The organism is Paraburkholderia sp. ZP32-5 (assembly GCF_021390495.1).
Lineage (GTDB): Bacteria > Pseudomonadota > Gammaproteobacteria > Burkholderiales > Burkholderiaceae > Paraburkholderia.
Window position 1 is genome coordinate 1,357,062 of sequence record NZ_JAJEJP010000003.1, and the last position, 18,236, is coordinate 1,375,297.

The window sequence follows — 18,236 nt, forward strand, 5'->3', positions numbered from 1 at the left end:
GGGCGGTCTCGTCGACGAGGCGACGCACGAACCGATCCCTCGCGCGGTCGTCTCGCTCGCCGACATTCAGCCTCGTTCAATCACGACTTCGAGATATTCGCCTGGCAGCACGAGTGTCGCGTCGGCCGAGCGGTTGCGGCTCTCGATCAATGCCATCAGATCGCGATGAAACGCCGCTCGCCGCTCACCATCGAGCGCAGCAAACGCCTTGTTCATCGGCCCATAAAACGTGCGGAACACGTCGATGAAATGCGCCGGCGAGCGATAGCGGAACATGAAATCGCGGCTGGTCGCGGTGATCCTCCGCGCACTATCGCCGAACAGTTCTTCGAGGCGCACCTTCGCGCCCCAGAGCGCCGGCGACTTCACGCCTGCCGGCGGCGGAACGTGCTTGCCGATCGTCTTGAATAGCTGCCCGATGAAACTTTCCGGCGTCCAGTTGGCGAGGCCGATCCGTCCGCCAGGCTTGCACACGCGCACGAGCTCAGCCGCGGCTCTTTCCTGGTTGGGCGTGAACATCACGCCGAAAGTCGACATCGCGATGTCGAATGTGGCGTCAGCGAAAGGCAGCGCTTCAGCGTCCGCTTCCTGGAACTGCACGGGCAGTCCCTCTGCTTGCGCGCGCGCCCGGCCCGAATCGAGCAGCGAAGCGACGTAGTCAGTCGACGTCACATCGCACCAGCGGCGCGCGGCGGCGAGCGTTGCGTTGCCGTTTCCCGCGGCGACATCCAGCACACGACTGCCGGCGCGCAGGTCGAGTGCTTCGCAGAGGTTCTCGCCGACGATCCGCAGCGTGGTGCCGACCACCGCGTAGTTGCCCGTCGACCAGGCGGTCTGTTGACGGGCCTTGACGGCGGTGAAGTCTGGCAAGTATCGGCGCGCATGTCATGACGAGGAATGACCAGGCGTCCAGAATTTTTGCGCAAGACGCCGAAACTGATCAGCAGTCTGTCGGATGAATTCCCGCATGTTCTCCGTGTCACGTGTCTCGCCGGATTAAGGCCGACAACGCGTCTGCGCCGGCGTGCGATACCAAAGTATCAATACGTTAGTGCAATGTGCGACTTCCCTCCCCGCTCTAAGCTGATCGCACTCGCCGGAAAGCGCGCACTGAGCGGCATGGCGCAGTAGCCGCCGCTGCCTTTCTCGTGCCTGTCAAACCCTTACGCCATTGAAGAACGCGCCGCGCTTTCCAGCGCCGCACGTTCCCCACTCTCAACGAATCGCAGAGGTCATGAAAATGTTCAAGTTCACTCATCGCCTTCCGGACATGCAGCTCGACAAGCCGCATACCGCACTCGTGTTGACCGACATGCAGAATGAGTTCCTGCAGGAGGCTTCCGGCACCTACTACGAGATGATCGAGCATTCGCTGAAAGAGCGGAACGTGATCGCGAACACCGAAATGCTGCTCAAGACCGCGCAGGAACTCGGCTACTACATCATTCACTCGCCGCACTGGTTTTATCCGCACGACACGCAGTGGAAAGTGCAGGCAGCGGGTCCGCTCGGCAACTATCTGGGTGGAATCGGCTTTTGCGGCCGCTCGGATCCGATCGATCTCGAAGGATTCGAAGGGTCACGTGCCGACATTTACGAGCCGTTCAAGAAGTATCTGAAAGACGGGCATACCTGCAATTGCGCGCCACACAAGCTCTTCGGCTGCGAGTCGAACGACGTGATCAAGCAGTTGCATATGCGTAGGGTCACGCAAGTCATCATGGCCGGACCCGCCGCGAATGTTTGCCTTGAGTCTCATATGCGCGACATCATCGAGGCGGGTTTCGAAGTTGCGATGGTGCGAGACGCGGTGGGCGGCGCAGTCAACGAAGAAGGCGATGGATACGAGGCCGCAATGGTCAACTGGCGCTTCATGGCTAATTCGCTGTGGACCACGGAACAGGCGGTTCAAGCAATGAGAGCGGCGGCCTGATTGCCTCCGCGTCGAAGCATCCGGCACAACACCTCTGATCACCAGCCAGATTCATAACAGCGACAGGTCATGCCATGAAAGCCCTTCAGCTCACCGCCTACGGCGAGCCTCGCGACGTATTGAAGCTCGTCGATGTACCGAACCTCGACAATCCCGCCGCCAATGAAATCATTATCCGCGTGGAAGCGTCGGCGATCGAACCGACGGACCAGTACATCATCGCCGGCATCTACGGCGAATTGCCTGCGTTGCCGCACTTCCTCGGTTGTACGGGCGTCGGCCGTGTCGTCGCGATCGGCAAAAACGTTGCGCATGTGAAGGTCGGCGATCGCACACTGGTCCCGGTCAATGGCAACGCGTGGGCGGAATACGTAAAGACCAACGCCACGTGGTTGCGCGCGCTTCCGGACGGCAACGTCGATCAACTGGCCATGCTCGGCATGAATCCGCTGACGGCGTTGCTGCTTCTCACGGAATTCGCGAAGCTCGAACGGGGCGACTGGCTGATCTCGACGGCCGCGAATTCGGCAGTCGGCCGCGCAATCATTGCGATCGCCAAGGGGCGCGGTTATCGCACCGTCAATATCGTGCGACGGCCTGAATTGATCGATGAATTGACGGCGCTCGGCGGCGACGTCGTGCTGGTCGACGGTCCGGACCTTCCCGCGCGCATCGCGGCGGCAACCGGTCAGACGAAGTTTCCACTCGCGCTCGACGGCGTGGGTGGTGCGACGACCCAACGTCTGCTCGATTGCCTCGATCGCTATGGAAAGCTCGTCATCTGGAGTGGTATGGGTGGCGAGCCGTCGCCGATCAACAATGTTCCGATCATCTTCAATGGGCAGTCGCTGCACGGCTTCTGGATCATGAACTGGCTGAAGGTACCGGGAAATATGGATCGACTCGGGGTGCTGTACGACGAACTGGCACCGCTGGTTGCATCCGGTGCGATCACTTTGCCGATCGCGGCCACATTCGGACTCGAGCAGTATGTCGAAGCTCTCGATCTCGCGTCGAAATTCCGAGGCAAGGTGATTTTCCATCCGGATCCGGATCACTCAGCGCGCGCCGAGTGATCCCCGTAGGCTCGGCCATTCATTTCTGTCCGAGCCTCGTCACAGACGATTACTGAACGTTGTAGCGCGCGCCCGGCTTGCTCAACGAAAGATGCGGCACCAGCGCGACACGCGCGGCCTCGTATGCGTTCCAGCCATCGACCGAAGGCAGCGACGGAATGGTCGCGAATTCGCCTTGATCCAGACCCGCGAGCGCGGCATCGACGAGATCGTCGACGCTCATCACCATCTCCGCGGGAAGCGAATCGACCGGTGTACCTGCAACGTCCCAGAACTCAGTACGGATGGCACCCGGCAACACCGCTTGTACTCGCAAGCCTTTGTCGGCCAGTTCGTGTTTCAGCGACTGGCTGAGCGCGAGCACATAGGCCTTGGTCGCACCGTATACGCCATTGAGAATCTCGGGCGCAATCGCGACCGCCGACGAAATGTTGATGATCGTACCGGCGCCGCGCGCGACGAATGCAGGCGCGGCCGCGTAAGTCAGGCGTGTGAGCGCGGTGATGTTCAGCGTAATCATCGATTCCATCACATCGACGTCGGCTTGCAGCAACGGCGCGGCGCTGCCGATGCCGGCGTTGTTGACAAGCATCGTCAGCGTTTGATCATCGCGGATCAGCGCTTCGACTTTATGCACGCCTTCGCTGTGATTCAGATCCGCGGCAAGCGTGCGAATCTGGCGGCCGGTTTCTTTTGCGAGCCGATCCGCGAGTTGATCGAGTCGAGCCTGATTGCGCGCGACCAGCACTAGATCATAGCCGCGACGTGCGAGGCGATCCGCGTAAGCCGCGCCGATACCGGATGACGCGCCCGTGATCAGCGCGGTGCCGAGTTTGACTGAAGTGTTCATCTAGCTTTCTCCGTTTGAGAGGCCGACAACATGTCGGCTGATTCGATACGTCCGACCGCCAGCACCGCCATGACGGCAAGTAAAAGAATCGCTGCGCCGGTCCACATGGAGGCGTGCAGATCGATGTGATCGACCGCCAAACCGCCGATCAGCGAGCCGCAGGTAATCGAGAGCTGGAAGACGCAGGTGTTCATGCTCTGCGCCGCTTCAGGCGCATGTTGCGTCGCATTGAAAAGCCACAGTTGCGTGCCGACCGGCGCCATGCCCCAGCACACTGCCCACAAAACAAGGCCAACGAGCACGATGGACCAATGAGCCGGCGACACGGCCATCGCAATCAACGAAGCGAAAAAGAGCGCCACGTTCGCGTACACGGTTTTGCGCAGATCGCGGCTGGCAAGTACGCCCGCGAGGAACGCGCCGACGACGGCCAATGCGCCATAGAGCAGCAGAACAGAGCTAATCTCATTCGCATCGAAACGGACAACTTGCTGCAGATACGGCGTGACGAACGTATAAGCGGCAAAGTGACCCGCGACGATAAAGACGATCGCAAGATAGACAGCAATGATTTTTCTCGACTTCAGCAGGCTCGCGAAATCGGCTGAGGTAACGGCGCTCGGTGTTTCGATCTTCGGTAGCGCGACCAGTTGGAATATGAACACTGCGATAGCGAGCACGCTCGCGATACCGAAGGCGATGCGCCAACCAGCGTGATCGGCGATGTAGGCGCCCATCGGCACGCTTATCACCGTGGCCACCGAAATGCCCGAGAACACCAGCGACGACGCTTTGGGCACCTTGTCCGCCGGCACCAGCCGCGACGCCGCGATAATCGAGATCGACCAGAAGCCGCCGACGCCGATGCCGAGTAGCACACGCGCGAGCAACAGCACCGCGAAATTCGGTGCAAGCGTGGAGATGATCCCGGACACAACAACTAGCGCTGATAAAGCAAGCAATACGATGCGTCGATCGAGACGCCCCACCGATAACGCCGTGATCGGCGCCGCGATAAAGCCGAACGCGGCGGTCGCAGTGACCGTCAGACCGGCAGTCCCTTCCGATACGCCGAAGCCTTTGATGATGCCTGGCAGCAAACCGACCGGCAAAAATTCGATGACCACCAGCGCCAGGCCACCGAGTGCGATCGCAAGCACGCCGCGCCAGCACGGACGATCGGATCTCGCGGCGCCACCGTGCGTTATTGTTGTCGACATGAACACTTCTCCGCGATAGCGGTCCGACGTCGACTGTTCGACGATGCACTCGCTCGAGGTGGTGAGAGGGAAAAAACACGGGAATATTCGCGGCCGCGTCCGCAACGCGAAAGCACGCATGGATGAAGCGCTCGCCTCACCAGGGCATCACGAACAACATCAGTACATCACGCGCGACACCCATTGCCATCAGACGAAGGTATCGGTTGCCTTGCTTACGCGCCGATCAGACGCCGACAGCTTCGGCCATCCGCAAAAGCTCGGCGAAAGATTCCGCTTCCATCTTGCGCATCAGCTGGCCGCGATGCGCCTTCACCGTGATCTCGCTGATGCCGAGCTGTTCGCCGATTTCCCGATTGAGAAAGCCCTCGGCAATCAGCGGAAACACGTCGCGTTCGCGGCGAGTGAGACGCCCATAGCGAGTCTTGAGAATCGACTTGTGTGTTTCGCGAATCACCAGTGTTTCGCTACGCGCAATGGCGGCGCGCACAGCGCCGAGCAGCATGTCGTCGTCGAACGGCTTGGCGAGGAACTCGACCGCGCCGGCTTTCATCGCGGTAACGACGGTCCGCGTGTCGTCCTGCCCGGTAATAAAAATGATCGGCATCGCGGGGCGATCGATAACCAGCGATTGCTGCAATTCGAGTCCCGTCAGTCCCGGCAACTGGATATCGAGAATCAGACATCCGGGACCATGCGTAGGCGGGTAACCGAGAAACGCGTTGGCGCTGACGAAGCTTCTGACGTCGAACCCTTCATGACGGATCAGCGCTTCGACGGACTCGCGAATCGACACGTCGTCATCGACGACGAAGACGGTGGCCGGTGCGCCAACGGCTCGATGCGCGACAGCGTACGCGGTATTTGCAGGCAGCGCGTTCATGATGCTTCTCCCGATTATGTAGTGCGCTTCGCGATTGCCGCAGTCAACGCGTCCAGCAGTTCGACATCGCTAAAGGGCTTGTAAAGACACGCCACCGCGCCTTCGGCGAGCAGCTGGCAGCGTAAGCCATCGTCCTGATACGCAGTGATATAGACGATGGGAATCGTCACGTTGCGCGCTCTCAGTTGCGCAATCAGTTCGTGCCCGCTCATGCCCGGCATCATCACGTCGAGAATCAGACAACGTGTTGTTTCGAGCACGTTCGAACAAAGAAACGCTTCACCCGAAGCGAACGCGCGAACCTCGAATCCGAGTTCCTGAACGAGGTCCGGAAGCGACTCGCGGACGGATTCGTCGTCGTCGACTACGGATACCAGCAGTCGGCTTTTCATCGTGGCTTCCCGCACGAACGCTAAAGCCGATCTGCATGCTTCCACGCCGTGCAATGTCTTTAGTCACATCGCCCTGGACATCAAACATCAGTCAGCGTAGCCCGCGCTGACGGGGACTGCATTAGCCTAAGGTGTCGGTTCCCCGGATCGTGAATCCGGATCGCAGTTGTCCGCGCCGGGTTCGTTGTTCATGTCCCGTCCGACCGGGATCGAAAAGCCGAAGGTTGCGCCGCGTCCCGAATGCTTTTTCGCCCACAACTTTCCGCCATGCGCGTTGACGATCGATCGGCTCACCGACAGGCCGATGCCCATGCCATTCGCCTTGGTCGTGTAGAACGCCTTGAACATGTCGTCGGCGGTGCTTTCGTCGTAGCCAATGCCGGAATCCCGCACGGAAAGGCACGCGCTGTCGTCGCAATCCTTGACCTCCACGACAATCACCCGCGGCCCATCGGTCGTCAGGTTGATTGCGTCGATCGCGTTTCGAAGCAGATTCATGATGACCTGCTGCAACTGGATGCGATCCCCTTTGATCTTCCGAAAGCCGGACTCGAAACGCGGCACCAGCGACACGCGATGTCGTCTGAGCTCGCTCTGCACGAGTTCGATCACTTCACCCGCGGCACCGTCGAGATCCCACCAGCTCGATTCGAGCTTCTGCTGATTGAACAGCGTGCGTAACCGCGAAATGACGGCCGCCGCGCGCTTGCCGTCGCGAATCGTGCGCTGCGCCGTCGCAATCGCGCCAACGATATTCGGCGGATCGCTGCTGAGCATCCGGAAGCACACGTTGGCATTGGTGACGATACCGGCGAGCGGCTGATTCACTTCATGTGCGATCGACGCGGTCAGGACGCCGAGACTGCTCGCGCGCGCGGCCTGCACAAAGTCTGCCCGCGCTTGCGCCAGTGCTTCGGACGCGCGATACCGCTCGGTAATGTCCTGCACGGTACCGACATATTCGGCTTCACCGGTCAACGCGGTCGTCACGTACGCGCAATAGTGCAGATAGCGGATCGAGCCGTCGGGCATCACGAGGCGAATCTCGTCTTCCAGATTTTCGAGTCCGTCTTCCCGCTTCACGTTGTCGAACATGAATACGTGATCGTCCGGATGCGTGCGCGTTTCGATGATCGACCGGTCGATCGGCGTGGCGGCTTCGAATCCGAACATGCGATAGAGCGTCTCGCTCCACGACATGTGATCCGCGCCGACGCGCCAGGAAAAGATGCCCAGGCCCGCCAGCCGCTGCGCTTCCGACAGCAAGGCCTGACTGCGTCGCCCGCTCTCTTCCGCAAGCTTGCGGTCATGGATATCTGTAAGCGTTACATACCAGCGCTGGATCATGCCGGCTTCGTCGCGCACCCTGTTCGCACGCAGCCAGAACCAGCGGTACTCGCCATCTCCGCGCCTTAGGCGCACCTCGAAGCCGGCATCGTCGTGTCGATCCGCTCCGATCATCTCGCACCAATGATCCATCGCCCGGCGATAGTCGTCGGGGTGCAAAGCGTCGGTCCAGCCCCACTCCTTGCTTTGCTCTGGCGTCAACGCCGTGTAGCGGAACCACTGGTCATTGAAGAAATCGGCATGGCCGTCCGGCAGACTGCTCCACGCCATTACCGGCATCAGATCGAGCATTGCGCGCAACTGCCGATAGACCGGTGTTCTATCGTGATCGGACATCACAGATCGATGTCGATCGCGCAACCAGACTTCGACATGGCGCGCGACATTGCGCGCCGCCACGGCGAGCGCGAATCGCTCGACCCTGTCCGGGAAACCGGCGCGGCTGGAGCACGCGATAAACACGCCCGCGTTGTGGCCCACCGTGAATTCGAACTGGAATGTGGTTTCGGCTCGCATCATGCCCACATGATCCAGCCGTGCCTCGACGAACAGATCCTGTGCTGCGTCCTTGACCGACACCTGCACGACATCCAGCCCGAACGTTTCGATCAGACCGCGAAACAATGTATCGATCGCGTTTTTAGCGTCGTCATTGCGCGCCGTCAGCAGGTCCGCCAGCGCTTCGTAACGGTCGTCGGATCGGCTTTCGCCATTTTTGTACGACCATTCGTTGCTTGCGCCCGTGTTCACGACGCAGATCTGTTCATCCCGTCCGGCTCTGACTGTGCCATCACACGAATATGGCTGCATGACCGCTTCCGTCACAAGAGCGCCCGTCCAAGCGGGGATACCAACTCGATCAAATACAACGTCATGGTTAATGCAAACGCAGTCGCGCAAGCACGCTCGCGCGTTCGTCATGCAAGTACCAGGGTAAGTAGATTGGGATTGACAGAGCGAAGACATCGGTCGAGTTTTTTCCGACGAAAAGCCGAAGACTCACACCGCGTTGTACCGACGCCGAAATTGCCGTTGGCCATTCGATACAAACCGGGTCACGCTCTGCAATAATAATTTTAGCAACCCGCGACCTCGCTCCTTATGCGGATTTGAGGCAATCCATGACTGAACGTTATAAGCCGAACGAGGACAAGTAGTGAAATTCAAGCTGCGACAGATGGAAGTGTTTCGCGCAGTCATGCTCACCGGCACCGCAAGTGGCGCGGCACGAATGCTTTATGTTTCGCAACCCGCTATTAGCCGGTTGCTGACTCACACCGAAACCAGTATCGGCGTCAAACTGTTCGAACGCGTCGGACGCAAACTCGTGCCGACCGATTCCGCGGTGGCGCTTTTCGAAGAGGTGCAGCATGTGTACGACGCCGCGCTCGGCGTGGATCGCTTCGTCGAAAACCTGGCGAATCAATCGGCGATAGAGCTCAGCGTAAGCTGCAGTCCCGCGCTCGGTTTAAGCCTGTTGCCCCGAGCGATCGAAATGTTTCACCGGCGCAATCCGAAGCTGAGAATCCATTTCTATACCACGTTGACGATCGACGTTCCCAACGAATTGTTGAGCAAGAAGACCGATCTCGCGGTCACGCTGCTTCCGTTGAACAACCCCAATCTCACGGTCGAGACAATCGGCACCGGAAGAATCGTCGCGGCAATGATGGGCGATCATCCGCTCGCGTCGCGCAATTCGATCAGCGCCGAAGATCTCGCCGGGCATGCGGTCATTCTTCCCGCACCGAAGATTGCATTTGGCCGCTTCATCCGCGCGGCGCTCGAAGGCATGGGCGCCGATATCACACCGGCCTTCGAAGTACCACGCGCGGAACTCGCGTGTGCGCTGGCAAGACGTTCGCTCGGCATCGCATTGACCGATGAGTTCGTCGCGAGTCCGGACATCTGGCCCGGTATGGTCGTCAAACCGTTTGCGCAGCCGATCACCTACGACATTAATCTGATTTATCCAAAGTACTCCGCGCGTTCGAAAGCGGCCGAAGGTTTTATTCAGGTCTTGCGCGAATGCATGCAGCTTCACGAAGCCGGAAAGCTGTTCGTCTGAACAGACAGTCTTCTGGTTCTCGCCAGTACAGAACTATCGATGAGTCGGTACGAGGCCACGGCAATCATGGCCTCGCCGATCGATAACGGACATCTGTTGACCGCAGCGCGCCGCAACCGTCTTCCCTATAGTCTCGTCGATCGCGATCGAAAGCAAACGAGACCAGACGGACAAAACAATACCTTGGTCTATTGTCGCTACCGAATCGGCGTGGCGTAATCGCAAGCATCTTGCCGGACCGAAGCGCTTCGCGAGCGCTCGTGCAGAAAGCCCGAAACCTGACTGTTCCTCCATTTGTCATGGCGGCTGGATAACTGTCGCCGCAACAAATATGAACCTGACGCGCCGTATCGTTTTCTCGTGAACGCAGCGTGAAGGCACAAACAGACCATCGCGCACATGCGAGCCGGTGGAGCGGGACTATACAAACTCAAAGGAGCTTTACCATGTCGCTGAAAGGAAAGAAGGCTGTCGTCACTGGCGCGAGCCGCGGAATCGGTGCGGCGATTGCGAAGAAACTGGCACTCGAAGGCGCCGATGTCGTGATCACGTACGAGAAGAACGTCGCCAAGGCCAACGAAGTCGTCGAAGCGATTAGAACGAGCGGCCGCGCGGCACTCGCGATTCAGGCCGACAGCGCTCAAACCGCCGCGGTCAAACGGTCGATCGAGACGGCACATGAGTTTCTCGGCGGCATCGACATTCTCGTCAACAACGCCGGCGTCATTCGCGTCGAGTCGCTCGAAAAGATGTCGCAGGAAGACATCGATGCGATGGTGAAGGTCAACATTCAGGCGCCGATCGCCGCGACGCAAGCAGTGATTCCGTATCTGGGCCAAGGCGCGCGCATCGTCAACATCGGCAGCTTCTTCGCCAACAACGTCGACTGGCCGAATCTGACTGTCTATTCGATGACGAAGTCCGCGCAGATCTCGTTCACCAAGGGTCTCGCGCGCGAACTCGGCGCGCGTGGCATCACGGCGAACCTCGTGCAGCCGGGCGCAATCGACACCGATATGAATCCGGCGGAAGGCGATTTCTCGTCGATCACCAAGCCGATGATTCCCGGCGGCGAATACGGTCGCGGCGACGACATCGCTAACGCCGTCGCCTTCCTCGCCAGCGAAGAAGCCTCCTACATCAACGGCGCGTCACTGACCGTCGATGGCGGATTGACCGCCTGACGCGCGCGGTTCGAGCGCACTGCCGAGCGATATACCCATCGAGGACCATCATGAATGATCGACTGGACCCCGTCGAGGCTGACGTTATTGGGCCCCAGGCTTCGGCCACGCCCGACGCGCGCCGTTGGATCTGGAAAGGCATCGCGGCGGCGGTGCTGATCGCCGTGATCGTAGCCGCCTATCGCTTCCACGACTCGCGATCCGCGGCGCCAGCCGCGCCGCCGCCGCCATCGGTAGCGGTCAGTGCACCATTGCAGCGCGACATCGACAACCGGCTCGGCTTTCTCGGCCAGTTTTCAGCGGTCGACAAGGTCGAGCTGCGCGCGCAGGTCGGCGGCACGCTCGCGAAAATCGACTTCAAGGACGGCGACGTCGTGCACAAAGGCGACGTGCTGTTTGAAATCGATCCCGAGCCGTATCAGATCCGCCTCGCTCAAACGACCGCGCAGCTCGAAGCCGCCAACGCGCGGCTCGCGCTCGCGACGCGGCAACTGGCGCGCGCGCAGGAATTGCAGCGCTCGGAAGCGGGCACCGTTGAAAACGTCGATCAGCGCGTCGCCGATCTGCACACCGCGCAAGCCGCGGTCAACGATGCAAACGCGTCGATCCGCGACGCGAAATTCGATCTCACCCGCTGCAAGATCGTCGCGCCGTTCACGGGCCGCATGGGCACGCACCTCGTGTCGGTCGGCAATCTGATTTCGGGCAGCCGCGCCGGCAGCAGCCCGACGACACTGCTTGCGACGATCGTTTCGATCGATCCCGTGTATCTCGACTTCGATATGAGTGAAGGCGATTACGCGACGTTCCAGCGCGCGCGTGAAACGCAGAAGGGGCCTCTCGCGAGCACCGTGTACATCTCGCCGACCGGCGACGCCGGTTTCACGAAGCAAGGCACGCTGAACTTCATCGACAACTCGCTCGACCGGTCGAGCGGCACGATTCACGCGCGGGCGACGATTCCGAATCGCGACCTGTCTCTGACGCCTGGCGGCTTCGCGCGCATCCGACTGGCGGTATCCGGACCGCAAGCCGCGCTGCTGGTACCCGACGGCGCCGTGCTCGCCGATCAGACCGACCACATGGTCTACGTCGTCGGCAAGGATGATGTCGCGACGCCGAAGCAGGTGCAGATCGGCGATCTGCGCGGCGGGCTGCGCGTGATCCGCTCGGGCCTTGCGCCGACGGACAGCGTGATCATCGATGGCATTCCGGCCGTTCGACCGGGCGCGAAAGTCTCTCCGCACGCCGGCGCGATCCAGTTCGTCACGCGGCAAAGCGACGGTGGAGAGAAATCGTGAAAATGACGCACTTCTTCATCGAGCACCCACGCTTCGCGGCGGTGCTCAACATCTTCGCGGTGCTGATCGGGCTGGTGACGATGGTATCGCTGCCGATCGCACAGTATCCGAACATCGTGCCGCCGACGATCCAGATTACGACCGCGTTTCCCGGCGCGTCGGCGGACACGATTGCGCGCACCGTCGCGACGCCGCTGGAACAGGCGATCAACGGTGTCGAGAACATGGACTACATCACCAGTCAGTCGACCGGCAACGGCCTGCTGACGATCACGGTGATCTTCAAGGTCGGCACGGACGCGAACCTCGATCTGATGCTCACGCGCAATCGCGTCGAAGATACGCTGTCGCGCCTGCCGGAAGCCGTGCAATTGCAAGGCGTGCAGGTCAAGAAGACGATTCAGGCGCTGCTGCTCGGCGTGCACGTATATTCGCCGGACGGATCGCGCAGCGCGGAATACATGGCGAACTACATGCTGCGTATCCGCGATGAAATCGCGCGGCTGCCAGGCGTCGCCGACTTCCAGTTGTACGGCGATCGTCAATACGCGATGCGAATCTGGATCGATCCCGACAAAGCCGCCGCGTACAACATCAGCGCAAACGAAATTCTCAGTGCGTTGCGCGCGCAGAATGCACCGGTTTCCGCGGGCACGTTGAACGCGCCTCCCGTCACCAACAACGGCGCCGCGTATCAGATCAACGTCGATACGCTCGGCCGTCTCGACACGCCCGAACAGTTCAGCGACATCGTCGTGAAGTCGGATCCGAATGGCCGCGTCACGCGCATTCGCGACATCGGCCGTGTGGAACTCGGTTCGGTCGACTACGGCTCGAAGGCGTACGCGGATCGCTTCGTCGGCACGCCGTGGTTCGTCGTCGCGACGCCGGGCACCAATGTCGTCGCACTCGAGCATGCGATCTGGGCGAAGATGGCCGAGCTCAAAAAGAGCTTCCCGCCCGGCATCGATTACATCGACATCTACGATCCGACCACCTTCGTCGGCCAGTCGATCGAAGAAGTCGTGAAGACGATTTTCATCGCGATCCTGCTGGTGGTCGGCGTGGTCTATCTGTTTCTGCAGAACTGGCGCGCGACCATCATTCCGGTCGTTGCGATTCCGGTTTCGCTGGTCGGCACGTTTTCGATTCTTTCGGCATTCGGCGCGTCGATCAACAACCTGTCGCTATTCGGTCTGGTGCTCGCGGTCGGTATCGTCGTCGACGATGCGATCGTCGTGGTGGAAAACGTCGAGCGCAATATGGCGCTCGGCATGTCGCCGCGCGAAGCCGCGCATCAGACGATGGACGAAGTGTCGGCGGCGCTGATCGCGATCGCGTTGACGCTGTGCGCGGTCTTCGGTCCGGCAGCGTTGATGTCGGGCATTACGGGGCTCTTCTTCAAGCAATTCGCCATCACGATCGCGGCATCGACGGTGATCTCGTGTTTCGTGTCGCTCACGTTGAGTCCCGCGCTGTGCGCCGCGTTGCTGAAGCCGCACGACAAGGAACACGCGCACAGCGGCAAGTCGAGCGCGCTCGGCCGCTTGCACGACGTCGTGTTCAACGGCTTCAACTCGTCGTTCGCGTGGCTGTCGTCGCGTTACGGCAGTCTGACCGGACGCTTCGTGCGTGCCACCACGGTGATGCTGATCGTCTACGCGGGTTTGATCGCCGCGACGGCGTTCCAGATGTCGAGAATGCCGACCGCCTTCATCCCGGATCAGGACATCGGCTATCAGGCGATTATTGCCTTCCTGCCGCCGGGTTCGAGTCTCGAGCGCACCGACGCGGTGGTGCGCGAAATCAACGACATCGTGCTGAAAACGCCCGGGATCGAGCACACGTCGCCGGTGTCGGGACTCGACGTAACGACCGGCACGATCGCGCCCAATGTCGGCACGGTGTTCATCGGCTTGCCGTCGCTGTACGGCAAGCATATCCGCGGCGTGTCGGCGGCGACCATGCTGGTCACGTTGCGAAAGCGGCTCGCCGGCATCAAGGATGCCGTCGTGATCGTCGTCAATCCGCCGCCGGTGCAAGGTCTCGGCGCGGCGGGCGGCTTCAAGCTGATGCTCGAGGATCGCGGTGGACTCGGTCCGCAGGCGCTTGCGCAAGCGGCCAACGCGCTCGTCGCGGCGGCGAACAAGGACAAGGACAAGACGTTCGGCGGTGTGTTCACGCTCTACAACGCCGGGTCGCCATCGGTCTACGCGGACGTCGACCGACTGAAAGCGGAGAAAGTCGGCCTGACGCCCACCGATGTGTTTCAGACGATGGAGTTATATCTCGGCTCGCAGTACGTGAACGACTTCAACTACCTCGGCCGCACGTATCAGGTGCGCGTGCAGGGCGACGAAGATTTCCGCCAATCACCCGATGATCTCGGTCGCCTCAAAGCGCGCAATGCATCGGGCGAGATGGTGCCGATCAGCACGGTTGCGACTTTCAGGAGCACGACGACGCCGTATCGCGTGCCGCGCTACAACCTGTACCCGGCCGCCGAAATCATGGGCTCGGCGGCGCCTGGCATCGCGTCCGGCGACGCGATGGACCGCATGGAGAAACTCGCGGCGCAGGTGCTGCCGAACGGCGTCACGTTCGAATGGACCGATCTGGCGCATCAACAGAAAGAGCAAACGACATCGCCGTTGATGATCTTCGCGGCGTCCGCGTTGTTCGTGTTCCTTGTGCTGGCCGCGCAGTACGAAAGCTGGAAGACCCCGCTCGCGATCGTGCTGATCGTGCCGATGTGTCTGCTCGCCGCGGCGATCGGCCTGAACATTCGCGGCATGCCGATCGACATCCTCGCGCAGATCGGTTTTGTCGTGCTGGTCGGCCTGGCGGCGAAGAACGCGATTCTGATCGTCGAATTCGCGAAGCAGCGGCAGGACGAAGACGGTGTCAGCGCGGAAGACGCGGCCGTGCATGCGGCGCACGTGCGGCTGCGCCCGATCCTGATGACGTCGTTTGCGTTCATCGCCGGCGTGGCACCGCTCGCGATCGCCAGCGGCGCCGGCTCGGAGATGCGGCAATCGCTGGGTACGACGGTCTTTTTCGGCATGCTCGGCGTGACGATCTTCGGGCTCGCTTTTACTCCCGCGTTCTACGCGTTCGTGCGCAAGCTCGGCGTGCGCGATACGACGCCTTTGCCGCGCAAGCTCGGCAGCGGAGGCACGCGATGAACCTGCGGCGAACATCGGAAGCTTCGGTGGCGGCGCTGATCGTCAGCGCAGCCATTTCCGGTTGCATGGTCGGCCCGAATTACGTCGCGCCGAAAACGGAACTCGCGCCGTTCCACAATGCCGGCGCGATCGCCAGTCGGCAAACCACGCTGCCGGCGCCGTCATTGGACCATTGGTGGACTGGATTCCACGATGCCGAGTTGGAAAAAGTCGTGCAGCGCGCGCTCGATCAAAACCTCGGTCTGCAAGCCGCGATCGCGCGCGTCGCACAGGCACGTGCCGCGGCGCAGGCAGCCGGCGCGCAACTTCTACCGACCATCGATGCGAACGCGTCGGCGACGATCCTGCATCAAAGCACGACGAGCCCACTCGGCACGTTGGCGAGCGCGTTTCCGAACTACAGCCGCGATCAGCGCGAATACGTGGTCGGCGCGACCGCGAGCTGGGAAATCGATCTCGCGGGCGGGTTGCGTCGCGCGCACGCCGCTGCACTGGAGGAGGAACAGGCCGCCGAAGCCGATCAACTCGGCACCCGCGTGACCGTCGTCGCCGATGCGGCGGACGCGTATCTGCAAATCCGCGGCTTGCAGGCGCGCATCGCCGTGACGCAGGATCAGATCGACACCGACGCGCGTCTGCTCGATCTCGTGAACGCGCGCAAGCATGCGGGCGCGGCGACCGAACGCGAAGTCGCGCAGGCCGAAGCGCTGTATCGCCAGGCGCGCGCGACGATGCCGGCACTGCGCGTGTCGCTCGAAGCACAACTGAATCGGCTCGACGTGCTGATGGGTGCGCAGCCCGGCACGTATGCCACCGAACTCGGCGTCAACGCCGCAACGATTCCCGACGTGCCTGCCATCGGCACCGGCGATCAGCCGATCGACGTGTTGCGGCGACGCCCGGACATCATCGCGGCGGAGCGCCATCTGGCGGCATCGAACGAACAGATCGGCGTGGCGATCGCCGATTACTATCCGAAGATTTCGCTGTCTGGTGCACTTGGCTTCGACAGCATCACGAGCAATCATCTGTTCAACGCCAAATCGTTCCAGCCGCTCGGCACAGGCGCGCTGCGGTGGAGGATCTTCGATTTCGGCAAGGTCGATGCCGAGGTCAAGCAGGCGCGCGGCGCATACGCGGAAGCGCTCGTGCAATACAAGGAAGCCGCGCTGAAGGCAACCGAGGACGTCGAAGATGCGTTCGTCACGCTCGCGCAGACGGAATTACGCGCGCAGGAATTGCAGCAGGAAGTCACGGCGCTCGTCAGCGCGCGCGATCTGTCGGAGCGCGCGTATCGCGCCGGATCGATCACGCTGACCGACGTGCTCGACGCGGATCGTCAACTGCTTTCGGCTCGCGACGACCTCGACGCGACGCGAGCCGACGCCGCGCGCGCGGCGGTCAGAACGTATCGCGCGCTGGGCGGCGGTTGGGACGCGCCGCAACAGGTCGCACAGTCGAATTGATCAAGCCGGTTTGATAAAGCCCATTTGATACGCAACGCTTCGTGGAGGTCGACATGCGCAGAAACACCGAACTGCTTCGAGCAATCCTGTCTTTCATGCAGGAGGACAAGGATCCGACCCAGTGCTGCAAAGACATCGAGACCGGCGTGGGTAAGTCGGAGGGACATACGTGGCCGGAAGTGCGGCTGCATCTCGCGCTGCTGAAAGACATGGGACTCGTCACCGAATGCACGACGCCGGCCGAATACCGGTTGACGAGTGCGGGCTACGACGTGGTCGAAAGCGACGATCCGCTCGAGCGAATGAAACTATGGACGCAGACCGCGGGCGGCACGAATGCTCTGACAGCGCCGAGCTTTTCGAGCGAGCGTCATCCGTTGCCGCCGGCGTTGCGCAGCCAGCGCCAGACGTGAGCGCTCAGATCGCCGGACAAGAAACGTCTGATTTTCTTTTCACTGGAGAACACCATGTCGCGCGTCGACGCATTTCGCAAGCTACATGACAATGTCGTTCCACTTCGTTTGCCCAATGCGTGGGACGCGGGCAGTGCGCGCTTGATCGAATCGCTCGGCGCACAAGCGGTTGCGACGACGAGCGCGGGTTTCGCTTGGGCGCTCGGCTATGCTGACGGTCGCCAGTTGCCGACAGACGAAGTGGTCGGCGAGGTGCGCAGAATCATGCGCGTGCTGAAAGTGCCGCTTACCGTCGACATCGAGAATGGCTATTCCGACGATCCCGCGAGCGTCGCGCGCTTCGTCATGCAACTCGTCGATCTCGGCATCGCGGGCATCAACATCGAAGACGGCCCCGACGATCCTGCACTTCTCGAAGCGAAGCTCGCGGCGATCCGCGATGCGCTCGCGAAGTCGGGCAATGATCTATACGTGAATGCGCGCTGCGATGTATTTCTCGCGAGCCTCGTCGACAAACCACTGCAGGTCGACGAATCGATCGCGCGCGGCAAGCGCTATGTGTCGGCGGGCGCGGACGGGCTCTTTCTGCCGGCACTGTCGGAACCCCACGACATCGAGAAGATCGTCGCGGCAGTGCGTGCGCCGTTGAACGTGATGGTCGTGCCCGGTCTCGCCGATGCGCAAACGCTCGGCCGCCTCGGTGTACGCCGGCTGAGCGCGGGCGGCGCGATCACGCAACTCGTCTTTGATCAGACCAGAACGCTGGCGAAGCGCTTTCTGCATGACGGCGAATCGGAGCCGCTCGGCAACGGCATGGCGTATTCGGAAATTCAGGGATTGTTTGCGAATTCAGGCGGCTGAATTCATGACGAAGAACGGTAGCCGGGAGCGAACATAAGCGGCCCGCGTGCCAGGCAA

Annotated in this window: 15 protein-coding genes; 9 read left to right on the plus strand and 6 right to left on the minus strand. The window is 61.2% G+C overall.

The features are described from left to right. Positions 1-66: 66 nt before the first annotated feature. Entirely contained in the window at positions 67-870 is an 804-nt protein-coding gene (locus L0U82_RS38565; RefSeq protein ID WP_233839081.1) for a class I SAM-dependent methyltransferase, read from the minus strand. A 364-nt stretch (positions 871-1,234) separates the two neighbouring features. Here L0U82_RS38565 and L0U82_RS38570 point away from each other — a divergent pair, with 364 nt between their 5' ends. Both L0U82_RS38570 and L0U82_RS38575 read left to right on the plus strand, forming a co-directional pair. Further along, positions 1,235-1,933, plus strand: a complete 699-nt coding sequence (locus tag L0U82_RS38570; RefSeq protein WP_233839082.1) for a cysteine hydrolase family protein — start codon at positions 1,235-1,237, stop codon at positions 1,931-1,933. 74 nt (positions 1,934-2,007) lie between these two features. Continuing rightward, on the plus strand, positions 2,008-3,009 hold the full coding sequence (locus tag L0U82_RS38575) for a zinc-dependent alcohol dehydrogenase family protein (protein ID WP_233839083.1): 1,002 nt from the start codon (positions 2,008-2,010) through the stop codon (positions 3,007-3,009). 49 nt (positions 3,010-3,058) lie between these two features. Here L0U82_RS38575 and L0U82_RS38580 read toward each other — a convergent pair whose 3' ends face one another. The 5 genes from L0U82_RS38580 to L0U82_RS38600 all read right to left on the minus strand — a co-directional run bounded on the left by L0U82_RS38580 (position 3,059) and on the right by L0U82_RS38600 (position 8,511). Beyond that, a complete protein-coding gene (locus tag L0U82_RS38580; protein ID WP_233839084.1) occupies positions 3,059-3,859 on the minus strand; it encodes an SDR family NAD(P)-dependent oxidoreductase in 801 nt (266 codons plus the stop codon). Beyond that, on the minus strand, positions 3,856-5,079 hold the full coding sequence (locus L0U82_RS38585) for an MFS transporter (RefSeq protein WP_233839085.1): 1,224 nt from the start codon (positions 5,077-5,079) through the stop codon (positions 3,856-3,858). Before L0U82_RS38585 ends, L0U82_RS38580 begins: the two co-directional genes overlap by 4 nt. Positions 5,080-5,305: 226 nt before the next feature. Then, the gene (locus tag L0U82_RS38590) at positions 5,306-5,962 is read right to left on the minus strand and encodes a response regulator transcription factor (protein ID WP_233839086.1); all 657 of its coding nucleotides are present in this window, start codon (positions 5,960-5,962) and stop codon (positions 5,306-5,308) included. Between the two features lie 14 nt (positions 5,963-5,976). After that, positions 5,977-6,354 (minus strand): response regulator, encoded by a 378-nt coding sequence (locus L0U82_RS38595; RefSeq protein WP_233839087.1) that lies wholly within the window; start codon positions 6,352-6,354, stop codon positions 5,977-5,979. Between the two features lie 126 nt (positions 6,355-6,480). Then, a complete protein-coding gene (locus L0U82_RS38600; protein WP_233839088.1) occupies positions 6,481-8,511 on the minus strand; it encodes a PAS domain-containing sensor histidine kinase in 2,031 nt (676 codons plus the stop codon). Between the two features lie 346 nt (positions 8,512-8,857). On the opposite strand from L0U82_RS38600, the gene L0U82_RS38605 reads away from it, so the two are divergent. The 7 genes from L0U82_RS38605 to L0U82_RS38635 all read left to right on the plus strand — a co-directional run bounded on the left by L0U82_RS38605 (position 8,858) and on the right by L0U82_RS38635 (position 18,179). After that, positions 8,858-9,769, plus strand: coding sequence for a LysR family transcriptional regulator (locus L0U82_RS38605; RefSeq protein WP_233839089.1), 912 nt, complete (start codon positions 8,858-8,860; stop codon positions 9,767-9,769). Positions 9,770-10,215: 446 nt separating this feature from the next. Beyond that, the gene (locus L0U82_RS38610; protein WP_233839090.1) at positions 10,216-10,953 is read left to right on the plus strand and encodes a 3-oxoacyl-ACP reductase family protein; all 738 of its coding nucleotides are present in this window, start codon (positions 10,216-10,218) and stop codon (positions 10,951-10,953) included. A gap of 50 nt (positions 10,954-11,003) precedes the next feature. Continuing rightward, positions 11,004-12,254, plus strand: coding sequence for an efflux RND transporter periplasmic adaptor subunit (locus L0U82_RS38615; protein ID WP_233839091.1), 1,251 nt, complete (start codon positions 11,004-11,006; stop codon positions 12,252-12,254). After that, positions 12,251-15,439, plus strand: a complete 3,189-nt coding sequence (locus tag L0U82_RS38620) for an efflux RND transporter permease subunit (protein ID WP_233839092.1) — start codon at positions 12,251-12,253, stop codon at positions 15,437-15,439. The genes L0U82_RS38615 and L0U82_RS38620 overlap by 4 nt, the downstream gene beginning before the upstream one ends. Continuing rightward, the gene (locus tag L0U82_RS38625; RefSeq protein WP_233839093.1) at positions 15,436-16,905 is read left to right on the plus strand and encodes an efflux transporter outer membrane subunit; all 1,470 of its coding nucleotides are present in this window, start codon (positions 15,436-15,438) and stop codon (positions 16,903-16,905) included. Before L0U82_RS38620 ends, L0U82_RS38625 begins: the two co-directional genes overlap by 4 nt. Before the next feature lie 53 nt (positions 16,906-16,958). Beyond that, positions 16,959-17,318 (plus strand): hypothetical protein, encoded by a 360-nt coding sequence (locus tag L0U82_RS38630; protein ID WP_233839094.1) that lies wholly within the window; start codon positions 16,959-16,961, stop codon positions 17,316-17,318. Positions 17,319-17,372: 54 nt separating this feature from the next. After that, entirely contained in the window at positions 17,373-18,179 is an 807-nt protein-coding gene (locus L0U82_RS38635) for an isocitrate lyase/PEP mutase family protein (RefSeq protein ID WP_233839095.1), read from the plus strand. Positions 18,180-18,236 lie beyond the last annotated feature (57 nt).